This is a genomic window from Turicibacter sp. (assembly GCF_017941855.1).
GTDB lineage: Bacteria > Bacillota_I > Bacilli_A > MOL361 > Turicibacteraceae > Turicibacter > Turicibacter sanguinis.
Map to the genome: position 1 here is coordinate 1 of NZ_JAGAVR010000095.1, position 18,904 is coordinate 18,904.

The 18,904-nt window shown below is 34.8% G+C and carries 16 protein-coding genes; 14 read left to right on the plus strand and 2 right to left on the minus strand.

What is annotated here, in order from left to right; all coding sequences use genetic code 11:
• Nucleotides 1–300: 300 nt before the first annotated feature.
• Complete coding sequence (gene typA / locus J6D32_RS09935; protein WP_006783182.1) at nt 301–2,127, plus strand: translational GTPase TypA; 1,827 nt, start codon at nt 301–303, stop codon at nt 2,125–2,127.
• Between the two features lie 118 nt (nt 2,128–2,245).
• Here typA and J6D32_RS09940 read toward each other — a convergent pair whose 3' ends face one another.
• Nucleotides 2,246–3,814 carry a PASTA domain-containing protein gene (locus J6D32_RS09940; protein WP_006783181.1) on the minus strand — a complete coding sequence of 523 codons (1,569 nt, stop codon included), beginning with the start codon at nt 3,812–3,814 and terminating at the stop codon, nt 2,246–2,248.
• A 362-nt stretch (nt 3,815–4,176) separates the two neighbouring features.
• Here J6D32_RS09940 and J6D32_RS09945 point away from each other — a divergent pair, with 362 nt between their 5' ends.
• From J6D32_RS09945 to J6D32_RS10000, 12 genes are all read left to right on the plus strand, one after another.
• The gene (locus J6D32_RS09945) at nt 4,177–4,719 is read left to right on the plus strand and encodes a helix-turn-helix domain-containing protein (RefSeq protein ID WP_006783180.1); all 543 of its coding nucleotides are present in this window, start codon (nt 4,177–4,179) and stop codon (nt 4,717–4,719) included.
• A 21-nt stretch (nt 4,720–4,740) separates the two neighbouring features.
• Complete coding sequence (gene potA, locus J6D32_RS09950) at nt 4,741–5,784, plus strand: spermidine/putrescine ABC transporter ATP-binding protein (protein WP_006783179.1); 1,044 nt, start codon at nt 4,741–4,743, stop codon at nt 5,782–5,784.
• Nucleotides 5,785–5,787: 3 nt separating this feature from the next.
• Complete coding sequence (locus J6D32_RS09955; RefSeq protein ID WP_006783178.1) at nt 5,788–6,633, plus strand: ABC transporter permease; 846 nt, start codon at nt 5,788–5,790, stop codon at nt 6,631–6,633.
• Nucleotides 6,627–7,406, plus strand: a complete 780-nt coding sequence (locus J6D32_RS09960) for an ABC transporter permease (RefSeq protein WP_006783177.1) — start codon at nt 6,627–6,629, stop codon at nt 7,404–7,406. Before J6D32_RS09955 ends, J6D32_RS09960 begins: the two co-directional genes overlap by 7 nt.
• Before the next feature lie 7 nt (nt 7,407–7,413).
• On the plus strand, nt 7,414–8,460 hold the full coding sequence (locus J6D32_RS09965) for an ABC transporter substrate-binding protein (RefSeq protein WP_006783176.1): 1,047 nt from the start codon (nt 7,414–7,416) through the stop codon (nt 8,458–8,460).
• 549 nt (nt 8,461–9,009) lie between these two features.
• Entirely contained in the window at nt 9,010–9,156 is a 147-nt protein-coding gene (locus J6D32_RS09970; protein ID WP_006784729.1) for a hypothetical protein, read from the plus strand.
• Nucleotides 9,157–9,543: 387 nt separating this feature from the next.
• Nucleotides 9,544–10,587, plus strand: a complete 1,044-nt coding sequence (locus J6D32_RS09975) for a hypothetical protein (protein WP_006784728.1) — start codon at nt 9,544–9,546, stop codon at nt 10,585–10,587.
• Between the two features lie 12 nt (nt 10,588–10,599).
• Nucleotides 10,600–11,220: a zinc dependent phospholipase C family protein gene (locus tag J6D32_RS09980; RefSeq protein WP_006784727.1), complete on the plus strand. Its 621-nt coding sequence runs from the start codon at nt 10,600–10,602 to the stop codon at nt 11,218–11,220.
• Nucleotides 11,221–11,312: 92 nt separating this feature from the next.
• Nucleotides 11,313–12,533, plus strand: coding sequence for a BaiN/RdsA family NAD(P)/FAD-dependent oxidoreductase (locus J6D32_RS09985; protein WP_055166319.1), 1,221 nt, complete (start codon nt 11,313–11,315; stop codon nt 12,531–12,533).
• 101 nt (nt 12,534–12,634) lie between these two features.
• A complete protein-coding gene (locus J6D32_RS09990) occupies nt 12,635–13,189 on the plus strand; it encodes an ECF-type riboflavin transporter substrate-binding protein (protein WP_006784725.1) in 555 nt (184 codons plus the stop codon).
• 213 nt (nt 13,190–13,402) lie between these two features.
• Entirely contained in the window at nt 13,403–15,106 is a 1,704-nt protein-coding gene (locus J6D32_RS09995; protein ID WP_009606848.1) for an ABC transporter ATP-binding protein, read from the plus strand.
• Nucleotides 15,106–15,936, plus strand: coding sequence for an energy-coupling factor transporter transmembrane component T family protein (locus tag J6D32_RS10000; protein ID WP_055166316.1), 831 nt, complete (start codon nt 15,106–15,108; stop codon nt 15,934–15,936). The genes J6D32_RS09995 and J6D32_RS10000 overlap by 1 nt, the downstream gene beginning before the upstream one ends.
• A gap of 538 nt (nt 15,937–16,474) precedes the next feature.
• Here the strand turns inward: J6D32_RS10000 and J6D32_RS10005 are convergent.
• Nucleotides 16,475–17,110 carry a hypothetical protein gene (locus J6D32_RS10005; protein ID WP_009607063.1) on the minus strand — a complete coding sequence of 212 codons (636 nt, stop codon included), beginning with the start codon at nt 17,108–17,110 and terminating at the stop codon, nt 16,475–16,477.
• Nucleotides 17,111–17,352: 242 nt separating this feature from the next.
• On the opposite strand from J6D32_RS10005, the gene J6D32_RS10010 reads away from it, so the two are divergent.
• Nucleotides 17,353–18,648, plus strand: a complete 1,296-nt coding sequence (locus J6D32_RS10010) for a Na+/H+ antiporter NhaC family protein (protein WP_155232367.1) — start codon at nt 17,353–17,355, stop codon at nt 18,646–18,648.
• Nucleotides 18,649–18,904: the final 256 nt, after the last annotated feature.

The following is an 18,904-nucleotide window of genomic DNA, read 5'->3' on the forward strand; positions in this document are numbered from 1 at the left end:
CAACAAATTGAACTATTAGAAGACGCCTACGATAATTGTCTCGATGAATTAGAGAGATGGAAAAGTATTGTAAAAACAATTGCACCTGAGATGATAGATGAAGAATAAAAAAGGCTTACATTAGTTTTGACCTCATTCGACACTTGATATGCAACGGAATATCTGATACAATCCGATATGTTACAAAATAGAGTTTTGAGTATGAAACAACATGATATTATCAATTAAATAGGCTCATCAAATAAAATTCATAATAATCGAGTATGAATTTTTTTATCTAGCCAGATAGAGGTGCAAAGCATGAATATTAAAAATATTGCCATTATTGCCCACGTTGATCATGGTAAAACGACTTTAGTCGATCAATTACTTCGCCAAGCGGGAACATTCCGTGAAAATGAAGCAGTTGCTGATCGCGTGATGGATTCAAATGATATCGAACGTGAACGTGGAATTACGATTTTAGCGAAAAATACTGCGATTGATTATAAAGATTATCGTATTAACATTTTAGATACACCAGGACATGCTGACTTTGCAGGGGAAGTTGAGCGTATCATGAACATGGTAGATGGTGTTTTATTAGTTGTTGATGCTTACGAAGGAACAATGCCTCAAACTCGTTTCGTCTTAAAGAAAGCATTAGAACAAAAATTAACACCAATCGTTGTGGTTAATAAAATTGACCGTCCTGCTGCTCGTCCAGAGGAAGTAGTCGATGAAGTGTTAGAATTATTCATTGAATTAGGGGCAGATGATGATCAATTAGAATTCCCAGTTGTTTACTGTTCAGCTTTAAACGGAACAGCAAGCTTAAGTTCAGATCCTGCGGATCAAGAAGAAAACATGGAATCTATTTTTGAATCTATTTTAGAAAACATTCCAGATCCAGGAATGGATCCAAACGGTACACTTCAATTCCAACCTGCTTTATTAGACTATAATGAATATGTAGGGCGTATTGGGGTAGGACGTGTTGTACGCGGAACGATTAATGTGAACCAAATGGTTTCAATTTGTCGTTTAGATGGAACAACTCAACAATTCCGTATCACGAAATTATTCGGATTCTTAGGATTAAAACGTATCGAAATTGAATCAGCAGAAGCTGGAGATATTGTAGCCATTGCTGGATTACCTGATATCAACGTAGGTGAGACGGTTTGTGAAATCGGTCATGAAGAAGCATTACCAATTTTACATATTGATGAACCAACGTTAAAAATGACATTCTCAACGAACTCATCTCCATTCTCAGGACAAGAAGGAAAACACGTCACAGCTTCTAAAATTGATGAGCGTTTATATAAAGAAATTCAACGTGATGTTTCATTATTAGTTGAACGTGTTGGAACGAAAGAAGAGTGGGTTGTTTCAGGTCGTGGAGAACTTCACTTATCAATCTTACTTGAAAATATGCGTCGTGAAGGATTCGAACTTGAAGTTTCAAAACCAGAAGTTATCATCCGTGAAATCGATGGTGTCTTATGCGAACCATATGAATATGTTCAAATTGAGTCACCTGAAGAGCATGTCGGAAGTGTGATTGAAGCCATGGGATACCGTAAAGGTCAATTACAAAATATGATTCATAATGAAAATGGACAAGTTCGTTTAATTTATGATGTACCATCACGTGCTTTAATTGGATTCATGACAGAATTCTTAACTTTAACAAAAGGTTACGGAATCATTAACCATACTTTCTCTGAATACCGTCCGATGGAAAAAGGTTCAGTCGGAGAACGTAAAAATGGGGCTTTAGTTTCAATGGAAAACGGAAAAGCAACAAACTACGGTTTAATGGGACTTGAAGATCGCGGAATCATGTTTATCGAACCAGGAGCTGCCGTATATGAAGGGATGATCGTGGGAGAAAACAACAAAGATTTAGATTTAGCCGTAAACGTAACGCGTGCAAAACAATTAACAAACTGTCGTTCAGCTGGTAAAGATAATACAGTGGTATTAAAGAAACCACGCTTAATTACACTCGAATACGCCTTAGAATATATTAACGAAGATGAATTAGTTGAGATTACCCCAACATCAGTTCGTCTACGTAAAAAAATCTTAGATACAAATGAGCGTAAAAAATACGACAAACGTAAACGTAATGCTGAGTAATGTTTCATTAAAAAAACGTCTAAGTGGCACTTTGCTACTGAGACGTTTTTTTATTTTTAGGGAAAACCATTTTTATTTAAATTTAAAAGACCCGAAAAAAATTCGGGTCTTTTAGGAGTTAAGGACGTGGACCTTTAGAAATAATGACGTTCATAATATCACCTTCACTTGCATTGTATCCTGCTTGACGATCCTGACTTGCAATGGTTCCATCAGGAGCATTTGAATAGTCATAAGTAAAGACACACGTTAATCCGCTATACTCGCAAGTTTGACGAGCATCATATTCAGATAATCCTGTTAAGGCAGGAACTGTTAAATGACCGCCAAGGTTAACAACGATTTGAATATTAGCACCTGTTTCAACACGGCGATCATAAAGAGATTGCGCAATAATTTTATTTTTCTCAGCTGAGTCAACATATTGATAGGTAATCGATGGCGTAATATTAGCACCTTTTAAATTTTGCTCATCTACCCATTCCATAAATGAAATTTCAGTATCTCCGATGAAATTTTTTACGCCTACTTTACCAAGTGATATTGTAATTGTGACTAAATCGCCTTTTTTAATCACTTCACCAGAAGAAATACTCGATTCGATAATCGTATTAGCTGCCACCGAGTTATGGTATTTTTCAGTCAACATTAAGTTTACTGTATTTGCAGTCGCCCAAGCCTTGATTTCTTCAATCGTCATTGAATTTAGACTTGGCACTGTAATACCAGGTCCTGTTGAAACTTCAACCGTTAGTGTTTCAGTTTTTGGATTAAATTCAATTTCTGGTTCAATGCTTTGAGTGATGATTTGGTTTTCTGGCACCGTATCATGCGCCACTTTCTCATATACGACGGTTACGTTGTTTTTTTGAGCCCATGCTTTGACATCATCTTCTGTTTTAGTTTTTAAATCAATCATGCTCATCATAAAAGGTGAACCTGTTGAAACATAAAACGTTACTTTTGTCTTACGTTTAATTTCGGTTAGGTCTTTATCTAAATCCGATTTAATAAAGTGATTTTTTTCAATGGTTTCATCTGCTAAATTTTTAATGGTCGCATTCATTAAATTATTTTCATCAATCCAGTTCATTAATTCGTCGGTTGTCCATGTTTCATCAAAATCTGGAAGTGTCACGATGACTTCAGGATCGATTCCAAGAGACATCACCAACGTCATCTCGCCCCCTTTTTTTACTTTCTTACCGGGTGCGATATTTTGTGAAATAAGTGTTCCTTTTTCAAACTCGTGATTATATTCTTCGACATATAACATCGTCATGTTATTTTTGGTTCCCCATGTCGCAATTTGCGAAGGCGTATAGGCTGAGAAATCAGGAACCTCTACCTTATTCCCAAAGATAAGATAGAAAATAACAGATAAAACGGCAACGGCACCTGTTATTAAGGCAATGATTTGATTTCTTTTTTTATTAGGATTAATAAAACGTTCATATTTTTCATCTGTTTTAATTGAAACACCGGGTCCTTTTGGTGAATTTACTTCAACTTTTTCTGGTTCTGATTTGACCGTTTGACGTAAATCTACTTCAATTTTGGGTGTTGGTGTTGATTTGACGGGTTGTTGCGTAAATGCTTTTTCATAAGGTTTTGATTCAAGAGGTGTTTCTTTTGGTAATTCATTGTTTAAAAATTGATTAAAAAAATCATTATTTTTCTGACTCATACTTTCCTCCTATAACACGTTACCTACCTAAATTAGTTAATTTTCTCCTTAAAATGTTTAAATATCCTTTAATTAGAATACAATCATTATACTCTGTTTAAAAATACCATGTCAATTTGTTAAAGCTTGAACTTTCTTAAGATTTATTAACATTTTAATTAATTCGTTTATTAAACAATTTAATTTCGGAGACACTAAGTAAAGTGGCACACATTTAGGCAAATATCGATAAAACTGTGAAAATAAGTATATTTTTATCTAGTTAAGATATTGACAAACTATTGATTAATTATATAATAGAATAGGTTTATTATTAGTAAACAAATAGTTTATTTATTTAGTCGAAAAGTTGAGGTGTTGCCATGATAATCGGAGAAAAAATTAGGCGTTTACGAATGGAACTTCAGTTAACACAAGAAGAATTAGCTGATCGTACCGAATTAACAAAAGGATATATCTCACAGGTAGAACGTGATTTAGCTTCACCATCGATCGCAACCCTTGTTGATATATTAGAGGCACTAGGAACAACTCTTGGTGAGTTTTTTGCTGAAGAAAAAAATGATCAGAAAGTTGTTTTTCAACGTGAAGATGTATTTATAAAAGAAGAGTTAGATTATAATATGACCATTCGCTGGATTATTCCAAATGCTCAAAAGAATGAAATGGAGCCGATCATTGTGGATTTAGAACCAGGTGGAATGTCATATGATGATGAGCCTCACCATGGTGAGGAATTTGGTTATGTGTTAAAAGGAGAAGTTGAGCTTGTCCTGGGAACTAAACGATATAAAGTGAAAAAAGGCGAGAGTTTTTATTATAAAGCAGATGTTGACCACAAGTTAAAGAACAGTTCAAAAGCACCTGCATCTGTACTTTGGGTCGCGACGCCACCAACTTTCTAGTTATTTTGAGGAGGATCTGGTATGACAAAAGTGCCATTAGTTGAGATTAAAAATTTAACAAAAGAATACGATGGGGACATTATTTTAAAAGGAATCGATTTAACGATTCATCAAAATGAATTTGTTACCTTATTAGGACCATCTGGTTGCGGTAAAACAACCCTTCTTCGTATTATTGGTGGATTTGATACACCGACATCGGGTGAGGTAAAGTTTGATGGAAAAGACCTTATTCAAATTCCATCTTATAAACGTGAAATTAATACAGTTTTCCAAAAATATGCGTTATTTCCGCACTTAAACGTGTTCGATAACATCGCATTTGGATTAAGAATGAAAAAAGTGCCAGAGTCTGAAGTTAAAGAACGTGTAAACCGTATGTTGAAAATGGTTAAACTTTTTGATTATGCTAATCGTCGTATCGATTCATTATCTGGAGGACAACAACAACGTATTGCGATTGCTCGTGCCTTAGTTAATCGTCCAAAAGTTCTTTTACTTGATGAACCATTAGGAGCGCTTGACTTAAAATTACGACAAGACATGCAATATGAATTAAAAGAAATCCAACGTGAAATGGGAATTACGTTTATTTTTGTTACTCATGATCAAGAAGAAGCCTTAACGATGTCGGATACCATTGTTGTCTTAAATGATGGATTAATTCAACAAATTGGAACACCAGTTGATATTTACAATGAGCCACGTAATCGTTTTGTTGCAAACTTCATTGGAGAAAGTAACATTGTCCGCGGAGTGATGCTTGAAGATTACAAAGTTGAATTTGAAAATCATGTTTTTGAATGTGTCGATCGAGGATACAATGCAAATGAAGTAGTTGATATCGTCATTCGTCCTGAGGATTTACAAATTGTTTCAAAAGATAAGGGAGCCTTTACAGGAGTTGTAGATACGGTCATCTTCAAAGGGGTTCATTATGAAATTATTGTGATGGTCGAGGGGCGCGAATATATTGTACATAGTACACAAAGTGCAGAAGTCGGGGCAGAAGTTGGGATGACAGTTGCTCCAGCTGATATTCATGTCATGGAAGTTGGGGTATAGCTCATGCATGAATCAACAAAACGTTTAAGTTATCCTTATATTGTGTGGATTTCAATCATGATCATCATCCCAATGATTTTGATTTTCTTATATAGTATCATTGATCCAAGTGATGGAAATCCAATGGCCTTCAGATTTACGCTTGAAAATTATGTTAAATTCTTTAATCCAATCTATATTGCAACTCTTGGGCGTTCGTTATGGATCGCCTTTGTTTCGACATTATTATGTTTTATGTTTGGGTATCCACTAGCTTGGATTATTGCTCAATTATCTCCCAAACGACAATCTTCTATTTTACTATTATTTATTATGCCAATGTGGATTAACATGTTATTACGTACGTATGCATGGATCTCAATTCTTGGAAAAAATGGTATTTTGAATAATATTTTAGATTTCTTCGGAATTGCGCCCGTGGACATTATGTATTCTGATTTTTCAATTATGTTAGGGATGGTTTATAACTTCTTGCCGTTTATGGTGTTACCAATTCATACGGCTATCTCTAAAGTAGATAAGAACTTGATTGATGCGGCCCGTGATTTAGGAGCTAATAGCAAACAAGTCTTTACCCGTGTCGTATTTCCGTTAACATTACCAGGGATTATTACAGGAATTATCATGGTCTTCTTACCGGCTGTGAGTACGTTCGTCATTCCACAGTTACTTGGTGGTGGACAATTTATGATGATTGGGAACTTAATTGAAAAACAATTCTTATTAACAGGTAATTGGTACTTTGGATCAGCTTTATCCATGATTCTGATGCTCTTTATCTTACTTTCAATCTGGTTGATGAAAAAATTCGATTCAGATGGACAAGCAGGAGGTGCCTTACCATGGTAAATAAGTGGTTATCAAGATGTTACTTAGCTTTAATGTTCCTTTTCTTATATGCACCGATTGGCGTTCTTATTTTATTCTCGTTTAACGAATCAAAATCGAGCGGAAAGTGGACTGGATTTTCACTTCAATGGTATCAAGAGTTGTTCCAAGATAGCAAAATGCAAACAGCCGTCTTATATACCGTGGTTGTGGCCGTTATTGCCACAGCTATTTCGGTTGTCGTTGGAACCTTTACCTCGATTGGAATTTATAAACTAACAAAGAAAACGAAAGCCTTTGTTTTAAATATTAACTATTTGCCAGTTATTAGTCCAGATATCGTGATTGCGGTTGCCTTAATGATGCTCTTTAAAACCGTTAAATTAAACTTTGGATTTACGACCATGCTACTTGCTCATATCATGTTCTGTATTCCTTACGTTGTTTTATCTGTTTTACCTCGTCTTTATGCGATGAATCCGAATATGGCTGAAGCGGCAATGGATTTAGGTGCTACACCGATGCAAGCGATTCGTAAAGTCGTTATTCCAGAGATTATGCCAGGAATTATGGCAGGAGCCTTAATGGCCTTTACGATGTCGATTGATGACTTTGTGATTAGTTACTTTACAGCTGGAAATGGTGCGACAAACTTATCCATTGAAGTTTATTCAATGGCAAAACGAGGAATTCGTCCGACTGTTAATGCTTTAGCGACTATTATGGTAAGTTTTGTATTAATTTCAGTTTTAATTTCAAATAATCTTTCAATTAGAAAGAAAAAGGAGGTGTAGGAATCTCATGAAAAATTGGTTGAAGCTTTTGGGTCTTTCCCTTGTTGCCATGTTAGCGGCTTGTTCGAGTGGTGATACACAAAAACTTTATGTTTACAACGTGGGAGAATATATTGATCCTGAGGTATTAGATATTTTTGAATCTGAATTTAATTGTAAAGTGTATTATGAATTATATGATTCAAATGAAACGATGTATCAAAAGATTAAAGCAGGGGGAACAAACTATGACGTAGCCTTCCCATCGGATTATATGGTAGAAAAAATGATCAAAGAAAATCTTGTTCTACCACTTGATTACAGCAAAATTCCAAATTTTGAATATATTTCAGATGCGTATAAAAATTTACCTTATGATCCTGATAATTTGTATACAGTTCCTTATTTCTGGGGAACCGTTGGAATTTTATATGATAAAACCGTTGTTAAAGAACCTGTCGATTCTTGGTCAATTTTGTGGGATGAAGATTATAAAGGGAATATCTTTATGTATGATAGTCAACGTGACTCATTAATGGTCGCTTTAAAATTATTAGGTTACTCAATGAATACTCAAAATATTGATGAATTAGAACAAGCGAAGCAACTTTTAATCGATCAACGTCCGCTTGTTTATGCCTATGTTACAGATCAAGTCATTGATAATATGATTGCAGGAAATGCAGCATTAGCGGTTGTCTATTCAGGTGATGCGACCTATATCATGGATGAAAATGAAAACATGGAATATGCCATTCCAAAAGAAGGATCAAATACATGGGTGGATGCCATGGTTATTCCATCAACAGCTCAAAATGTTGATTTAGCCCATGAGTTTATTAATTTTATGCAACGTCCAGAGATTGCCTTAATGAATACAGAGTATGTCATGTATTCTACACCTAATACTGAAACATTAGAGATGGTTTCAGAAGAGGAGTGGACACAAAATGATGCATACAGTCCCTCACAAGATTTATTAGACTTCTTACCGATGGAAACCTTTAGAGATCCAGGGGAGTTTGTTAGAGAGTATGATGATATTTGGACACAAGTTTTAGCAGCTTCAAAATAAAAAAAAGCACTCGATTAGTTTAATCGAGTGCTTTTTTTTGGTAAAGAGAGAAGAGAATGCTGTTAATCATTTTACGGATTTAAAATAGGATTACATATAGCCGCACGTAAATCTTTAAATGACATCTATCTGCACGGATGCTGATATGATTATGAGTTTGACTTGCTAGGAAAAATTTTGACTATTCGATTAAATGAAACGAAGTAAGGTGTTGAAGTTGAGACATTCAAAATCACTGTCTAGGGGAGATTAGGGACTATGCTATTTAAAGGCTCCTAATTGACTGTGAAGGAGGTGTTCATCTTCAAGACGTTAATCTTGTAAACTACGTTGTTTTAGTATTGAATTGATAACCACTGCTAGTGATTGGGAATGGTTAATTGAAGGATTACGTTCCAATGACCAGTCGGTGTTTGGGATACTTGACCGTATTGCGTTAGAGATGGTGAGTTTTAACCAGTCAGTGGTAAGACGACAATAGTAGTCTTTCATTGGACGATTGAAATGATGTTCCTTAATCCTGTACACATTAGAGGGGCGATAATCTATGTGATTCAAGTTAGTCAGTTAAATGACGATGCTGGTGTTAATTTTATGGGAACTCTAATCCCATCAGGGATCAACTTCTTTGTCGATTCTCAAGAACAAGCCACTTTGACTTTTTTAAATAAAATTTTAGCTGCTTTTGTTCTTTAGTCTTATTTTTTCAAGTTTTTATAGGATGGTATAGGCGGGTTAATCCAATGAAGGAGGTGCCTGAATGGAACATAAGCAGATGGTCAGCTTGTGTATGAGTGTTAAAATAAAGAATCGTATTGGTGAAGAGATTTAGATCGTTTAATCGGGATTGACATTGAGAGTAGAGTGATTTCGATAACGATGAAATTGATACGTTTAAAAATCATTCTATTTCAAATTTTTTTAACAACGATAAGAAAAAGATGGGGGGTGAGTCTGTTGATTGATTAAATTTGAATGAAGCATCTAAGTTTTATTGTAAGGGATTCATTTAATTCTGTTATGTGTTTTCGTTGTATGATAAAATAAAAGTAATTAGGTGAAAAATTTAGGGGGATTAACTTCATGAACGAACAGAAAAATAAATTGTCTTTTGAGGCATCCTACACATTAGATGTGATTGGATTACTAGACTTACTTTTTTCAGGTGAAATTGATGAGGATACGGAGTTCGTTCGTTACTTAGAAGAGCAATTAAGTGAAAATTGTGAGGGATTATTAAATAAAGTGCGCAACACTTTACCAAAGGGAGAATCCATAGGAAGCACCTTAATTCCTTTAATCGCAACCGACTCAGAATTTAATGATCTTCGTTTGTCAGAACTGTTACAAAGTCCAAAGTATCTAGTCACTCAATTAAAAAAACAAACGATAAAAAAAAATCTTTCTAAAGCTTATCAAAAGTTTTTAAATAAAGATGTAGAGAAGGTTTTTGAACAATTAGGCCTCGTTATTGCGGAACTTGAGCGATGTAAATTCAAGAACTTTTGGTTAGAAAATCGTTTGCCATTGATTAATGAACAAATAAAACGTTATGATAAAGAGTGCCAGCCATTAAACGTGATTGAAACGTTAAATCAATCACTCACGCCACAGCATATTGAGCGACGCAATGTATATGTGGTGAGTTTTGAATTACTAGATTTAAAGTCGATTCAACTGTTTAATGAAGATGTTGTCGTTTCGATTAAACGCTCAACTAAACAGGTGTTAGAATGCTTGACAGAACAATTATTACAACCCATTTCGATTCATAGGCAATTAAGAGCGCGTGTCCGAGCGTTAAAGCATGATCAAATGCTTTTAAATGCTTTAAAGCATGTGAAAGAGGAATATAAGGATTTAGGTTCTTATTTAGAAGCTAATGTGAAACTAGCGTATCAAATGTATTTAAACACTCAACTTCATCTTTGTGATCAACCTTATCAATATTTAGGACGCTATCAATTTGGGACATACAAACTTTCGACCTTGTTTTATCATTATATGCAGACTCATCCGAAAATAAGTTCTCAATCTATCTCTGATTATTTAGTAGAAGTTGTTGAACAAGTAGAGGTTGATCAGTTTGATCAACGCTATCTGACAATTATGAGCCACATATTATAAGGAGGGGCAAAGATGCCATCACCGATTGTGCACTTGAATGTTATCCAAAACGTTTCAAAACGTTTATCGATTCCCATGACATCTGATTTGTTGCTTGGTTCAATTAGTCCTGATGCCATTCATATGAGGCCGAATCAAACGTGGGCAGATAAGGCGGTCACACATTTTTATGACATAGCAGATGACGATTATGTTGAGGCGATTTTACAAGCGAAACAAATAATTACAGGCGTGACTCAAGACTTTAAACTTGGATATTTAATTCATTTATATACAGATTACCTATGGCGTGAAATTATTTATGCTCCTTATTTTCATGCTCGAAAAGAAAGGATGGAACGCTTAGAGTTGCATGCCCTTTATTACCGTGATATGCAACGAATCGATGATTTATTAAAAGGACAGGTCTTACCCTTATCGGCTGATTTAAAACAAGCCATTGCAATGCCGGTCTGTCCCTTGTTAAGTCGGGATGAGGTTGAACAATGGCGCCTTAAAGTTTTAAAGCAAGATTTAGAAAAAGATAAGCAAGGTGACACGGAACTTGAAGCCTTTTATATGACTGATATTTTGTTGTTTATTGAAAGGTGTTGTCAGCAGATCGTGACTTATTTTCATCTCTTTGAAGACTAGCAACCAAGTTGCTAGTTTTTTCTTTCGCTTGACTAAAAAAATATCCTCGTAATACAATAAACAAAGCAACCTAAGAATCGGAGGAAAAAACGTTGAATAAATATGATGTACTTATCGTAGGGGCAGGACCAGCCGGTCTTTTTACAGCTATTATGTGTGCTGAAAAAAAACAGCGCATTGCCATTCTTGAAAAAAATAAATCGTGTGGGCGTAAATTATTAATGGCGGGTGCAGGGAAATGTAATATTACACAAGCGGGTGACATTCATCACTTTTTAGAGTGTTATGGACCTAATGCAAAATTTTTAAAACATGCCCTCCTTTCATTTCAAAATGAAGACTTACTAGCTTTCTTTAGAAAACGTGGCTTAGAATTTATGACAACCGAAAAGGGAAAGATTTTTCCAAAATCACAAAAATCGATGGATGTCTTACAAGTTTTATTAAAAGAATGTCACAAACGTCACATTGACATCATCACTGAAACGGCTGTACAGTCAATCGAAAAAGTAGATGATCTTTTTACTGTGAAAACCAATCAAGTGTCATATGAAGCCAAAAAAGTTGTGATTGCAACAGGAGGACTGAGTTATCCTCATACTGGGTCAACAGGAGATGGACAAGTCATAGCAAAGTCATTCGGACATAAAATTATCCCAATGAAGCCTGCTTTAACGCCCTTAAAAATTAAAAATTACGAACTTGTGGATATGTCGGGAACGTCATTTGAAGACTTATCATATACACTTTGGCGTGGCGGAAAAAAAATAGGCGCTTATCACGGGGACTTTTTATTAACACATACTGGTGTTTCAGGCCCTGGAATTATCAATCATTCACGCTATATGCAAGCTGGTGATGTTATTAAATGTAACTTCGTTGGAGCTGAGTCGATTGAAGCATTTAGAAGTCAATTAACAAAAAAATTAGCAGCGGGTGGAAAAACACTTGTCAAAACGATTGTACGTGATTTAAATCTGACGAAACGCTTTGCTGATAAGGTACTTGAACTATGTCACATCAGTGATGACTTAAAGTGTGCTGAAATTAGTAAGGTGACACGCCAAAAATTATTAACGATATTAACGGAGTACGAAATGGAAGTTAAAGAGCTTGGAGGCTATCATGTGGCCATGGTCACGACAGGCGGTGTTTCGATTAAAGAAATTAAATCCAAAACGATGGAGTCTAAAAAAGTTGAGAATCTATACTTTGTGGGAGAAGTATTAGACATTGATGGCGATACAGGTGGATATAATATCCAAGCAGCGTTTTCAATGGGATACATTGCGTCTTTAGCAATTAATGCTTAAAACTTACAATAGTCGAAGTTTGTATTTTCTTGACATCACATAATCAGACCGATATACTAGTGAGTGTTGATTTTTACCTTTTTCGAAGGGAGAGTTTAGAAATGAATCAAAGACTATCAATTAAAACGGTCGTTGCGATTGGGATTGGAGCTGCCATTTTTGTCGTTTTATCGCGTTTTGCCTCATTACCAACCGGAATTCCAAATACAAACTTTGAAACAGCTTATGCTGTCTTAGCTTTAATTGCATTATTATATGGTCCAATGGCTGGGTTAGCAACAGGGCTTATTGGTCACTTTTTAAAAGATATTTTAATTTGGGGAAGTCCATGGTTTAGTTGGATTATTGCCTCAGGAATGATTGGACTTGTGATTGGATTACTAGCCAAACGAATTGACATGGAAGATGGTATCTTTGGCAAACGAGAAATCATTATCTTTAACCTAGCTCAAATCGCGGCAAATATCGTCGGATGGTTTATTGTAGCACCGATGCTTGACGTATTGATTTATGCTGAACCGTCAGATAAAGTTTATCTTCAAGGAGCGGTTGCGGGATCGTTTAACATGATTACGATTGGAATTTTAGGTTCTTTATTAGTTGGGGCTTATGCAAAAACACGTACCCCAAAGGGAAGTTTAAAACCTGAATATTAATCCTTAGTTAAAAAGCATCTGAAGAAGCGTTATCAGATGCTTTTTTTACATAAAAAACATTGTCGAAGTTTGTCTGTTTTATAAAATTTGTGTTATAATATTGAAGTTAAATAAAAATCGAGATTAGGTGAATTAAAAAGAATGATAACAAATTTGTTAGATTGATTTTAATTCATCTAATTTTTTGTCGCGTGAAAAGAAAGGATGATGAGAATGCGAAAACCGATGATTGAATTTGAAAATTTTAGTTTTCAATATCGTGTGCAGTCAAGTCCAACCCTTAAAAATATAAATTTGTGTATTTATGAAGGTGAAAAGGTTTTAATCGTTGGGCCTTCTGGTTCTGGGAAAAGTACGTTAGCTCATTGTATTAATGGATTAGTGCCTAATATTTATAAAGGTCAGTTAAGTGGAAATCTTAAAATTAAAGGTGAAAATGCTCTAAAGCATAATCTGTTTAAACGATCTAATTATGTAGGGACAGTTCTTCAAAATCCCGATGACCAATTTATTGGCTTAACGGTAGGAGAGGATATTGCGTTTAAACTTGAAAATTTAGAAGTGCCACAAGCTGAAATGAAGTCAATTGTGAATGAAGTCTCTACACTTGTTGATATCAAGACGCATTTAAAATCTGCTCCACACGAATTATCAGGCGGACAAAAGCAACGTGTTACGCTTGCCGGTGTTATGGTGGATGATATTGATATTTTATTATTTGATGAACCATTAGCCAATTTAGACCCAGCAGCTGGAGAGCAGACAATGTCATTAATTGATGAAATTTCAAGAAAAACGCATAAAACGATTGTGATTATTGAGCATCGTTTAGAAGACGTTTTACAGGCATGCATTGATCGAATTATTGTAATGAATGAAGGTTGTATTATTGCTGATATGACACCAAATGAGTTATTAGCCTCAAATCTTTTATCTCAAATTGGAATTCGCGAACCTTTATATGTGACAGCGTTAAAATACGCAAATTGCGAGATTTTAGCGAGTATGAATCCACAATCTTTAAATCAAATGGATTTATCAAGATGTCAAGAGGCACTTCATCGTTGGTATGATCAGACGGAAATTCAAAAAGAACGAAATCAGGAAGACATTTTGCTTGAGTTTAAGAAAGTTTGTTTTGGTTATCAATCTGATAGCTTAACCTTAAAGGATGTCTCATTCCAAATTCGTAAAGGTGAAATGTTGAGTTTAGTTGGAAAAAATGGCGCAGGAAAATCAACAATTTCAAAGTTGATTAGTGGATTTTATCAACCGATTTCAGGAACGATTTTATTGAATGGCGAAGATATGGGAACTCAAACGATTAAGGAACGAGCAGATAAGATAGGGCTTGTGATGCAAAATCCGAATCAGATGATTTCAAAGACAAAAATTTTTGATGAAGTGGCTCTTGGACTTCGTGTTCGTGGGATATCAGAAACAGAAGTTCAGGAACGTGTGATTGAAACATTAAAAATCTGTGGTCTTTATCCATATCGTAATTGGCCGATTTCAGCTTTAAGCTTTGGTCAGAAAAAACGTGTAAGTATTGCAGCTATTTTGGTTTTAAATCCAGAACTTTTAATTTTAGATGAGCCAACTGCCGGACAAGATTTACGTCATTACACCGAAATTATGGAGTTTTTAGTCGAACTTAATCAACGTGGCATTACCATTTTAATGATTACACATGACATGCATTTAATGCTTGAATACACAACTCGTGCCATTGTGATTACAAATGGGGAAGTGTTAGCTGATACGTCAACGTGGCATGTTTTAACTGACGATCAACTGATTGAAGCCTCTCATTTAAAGAAAACATCACTTTATCAACTGGCCATGCAGACAGGACTTCCGAGTGCGGTGGACTTTATTCGAAAATTTATTTTTGCAGATAAGGCGGTGAGAACTTAATGAATACTAAAATGCTTGCTTATATTGATGTGGATTCACCCATACACCGTTTAACAGGGAGTACGAAGCTAATTTGCTTTTTACTTTGGTCTATCACGGCGATGTTAAGTTATGATACGCGTGTTCTTGGGATGATGTTTATCATCAGTTTAATTTTATTTAAGCTATCAAAAGTTGAATTTAAACAAGTGGCGCTCGTCTTTTATTTTATTTTAATTTTCTTAGTTATCAATAATATAGCGGTCTTTATTTTTTCCCCAGTTGAAGGCGTTCATATTTACGGAACACAGCATGATTTGTTTAAATTATTTGGACCGTATGTCTTAACGCAGGAACAATTATTTTATCAATTTAATATGACCTTGAAGTACTTAACGATTATTCCCCTTGGTTTAGTCTTCTTATCAGCAACTGATCCAAGTGAATTTGCAGCGTCACTATCCAAAATTGGAATTAGTTATCGACTGGCTTATTCTGTTGCGATTGCTATGCGTTATATTCCAGATATTCAACGTGATTTTGTTGAGATTTCTCAAGCTCAGCAAGCGCGTGGAATTGATATGTCTAGCAAGGCAACATTATGGGTTCGTCTTAAAAATACGTCTGCCATTTTAATGCCTCTTATTTTGACTAGTTTAGATCGTATTGAAACAATCAGCTATGCGATGGAATTAAGGGCATTCGGTAAACATAAAAAACGCACCTTTTATTCTGAACGTCCGTTTTTAAAGCGAGATACTTATACACTTGTAGGATTTAGCGTTTTAATGGCCATTTTTTTAGTTATTACCTTTTCTAATGGAACGCGCTTTTATAATCCTTTTATTTAAATAAAAAATCGTCATGATTTGTTTCATGACGATTTTTTTGTTTTAATGCGACTATTTTAAAAAATTCTTATCTTATAAAAGAAGGGGGGATAGGGTGGAATTTTGACTAGAACGGTGAAGGGATATGAAGAGATGGTAAACTCAAAAAATGAAGCCGATATTAGAAGTAGAACGAGTTAAAAGTGTGCTACCTGATTTAATTCTCTAAACGTTTGAACAGGTAGCAGTTAGCTTACTTCATTTAGAAAAAACATTCATGAAAGCAATTAAAATATTGATTGAAAAGATCAATTAAGTGAGGCGTTGATTGTGTTCAAAATTTATACTATCTAGTTCATAATGATTTTTTGAACCAGATGACATACATGCTTTTCTCAAGCCGCCTATAAAGTAAAAAAACATTGTTTATGCACAGATTAAGATTTGATTATTCTTAAATAAGAAAAAAAAGTCTATTAGATAGGGATTACCTATTAAAAATTTGAGTCGACATTAAGGAAAAGGAGCCTCTTAAAGGCGGCTCCTTTTCTACTTTAGTTCAATGTAATAGATTTTTAGGTAGAATACCTGTTTTTTTCCAAGCATAATAGACACTTAGTTGATAGACTTGAGGTTCTTTAATTTTTTCTAAGAAGGTTGCTGCTTCTTCATCAGCGGTAAAAATCGCTTTGATAGCAGGGCATATTTTTAATGCTTGATCGTATCGGTAAGTATTTTCACAAGGTGTAGCGGGTCCTGTATGCCATCTGATTAATAAAATTTCCTCAAGTGTTAGACGAATATATTGCTGCGCAATAATGACGCTTTTTTCTCCATGACCGAGAGGAAAATCATCGATGCAGTCATAGGTGAAGTAGCATTCTTTTTCATTTTTTTGATTGTATCGAAGTTTTAAAACGGGTTTGAAAATATTCACTTTACATAAATCATGTAAATAGCCTGCTAAGTAGATACTTTCAAGTGTTAATCCTAGATGGAATCGTTTGTTTTTTTCGATTAGTAATTCAACAACGTTATGACTATGGATGGCTAATCCATATGGATAATTACAATGCCCCCTTACACTAGCAGGTGCAAGGAAGTAATCACTTTTATTTAGAAATTTTATTAGGTCTTCCATTCCTTCCCGCTCAATGGAGTTAAGTCGGCCTAAGATTACTTGCTTTACACTCATTATTATGTCTCTCCTACATTTATAAACGTTTTCTTTACTATATCTTATATGAGTAGTGAAAGTATCGGAATTTTTGTCGAAAGAAATGAGTTTTTTTTGACTAAATGTAAAGAAGTTATGTAAAATGATGTTCTAAATAGTTGACAACATTCGACAATCAAAGTAAACTTAAAAAGTCTATAAATTTTTAGGCTAAACTATCAACAATGAAGCTATATGTAGGTTTGTAGGAGGTTGAGAAAATGAATAAGTTGAAAGATAAGGGAAATCCGTGGGCGTTATTACCGCTAGGATTATTTTTAGTATTGTTTGTGGGAAGTGGAGTTATCACAGGTGATTTTTACTATATGCCGGTGTTAGTTGCGTTTATGTTAGCAGCTGCTTGTGCCTTTTTATTTAATCGTACAGCAACCTTTAACGAGAAAATCGCCGTTTTTTGTAAGGGAGCAGGTCATGAAAATATTATCATGATGATTGTTATTTTTTTATTAGCTGGAGCTTTTTCAGGTGTTGCAAAATCTATTGGTGCCGTGGACGCAACCGTAAATATGAGTTTATCTGTGTTACCCCCTAATTTAGTCGTTGCAGGATTGTTTATTATTGCAAGTTTTATTTCTATTTCAATGGGAACATCGGTTGGAACGATTACGGCTTTAACACCAATTGGATTAGGGATTGCTAATGCCACAGGAATTCCTGTGGCTCTTGTTGTTGGAGCGGTTGTAGGGGGAGGAATGTTCGGTGATAATTTATCGATGATTTCTGATACAACGATTGCTGCTGTTAGAACTCAAGGTTGTGAATTAAAGGATAAGTTTAAAGTAAACTTCTTTATCGTCTTACCAGCTGCGATTATTTCTTTGATATTATTAGTCGTGACGACAATGTCATTTGATCAAACGACCACAAGTGTTGGAAGTTTTGAATGGATTAAAGTTTTACCGTACTTGTATATTTTAGTAGGAGCATTAGTCGGAATTAATGTATTTGCCTTATTAAGTAGTGGTGTTTTAGTAGCGGGAATTATTGGATTGTTCACTCATGCTGCGACGTTCCCTGATTTAATTCAATCTGCGTCTTCAGGAATGGCTGGAATGCAAGAATTAGCTATCATTTGTTTAATTGTAGGGGGAACACTAGAGTTAATTAAGTTTAATGGTGGGATTCAATTTTTATTACATCTTTTAACTTCTCGAATTAAATCTAAAAAAGGTGCTGAATTTGCTATTGCAGGATTAGTTAGTTTAGTTGATATTTGTACAGCTAACAATACGATTGCCATTGTGGTATCTGGTCCTCTAGCAAAAAATATTGCTGATGAATATGAGATTGATCCTAAGCGTTCGGCTAGTTTATTAGATATTTTCTCATCATGTTGGCAAGGTTTAATTCCATACGGAGCTCAACTTTTAGGAGCAGCTGGTTTAGCAGCTATTTCTCCATTTGAAATTATCCCATATGTTCATTATCCAATGTTAATGGGACTTTTCGGATTATTAGCCATTATGTTTGGTTTTCCGAAAATAAATAAAAAATAATCAAAAAAGCACCGCATGAAGCGGTGCTTTTTTGATAAGTAGAAAAATAGGATAGGGGATAAAAACTTGGGGAGAGTTTATCCGTTTTTAGAGTGGTGTATTTTCTAACCATGCTATTATCTCATATTATTTGAAGGATAGCAACTATTTTTAGAACAAATGTTCGAATAATGTTATAAGGACAGTTTAAAAAAGATTTGATATAATAAAAAAATAAGTTTATAAATAGAGGTGTCATCATGAAAAAAACGATTGG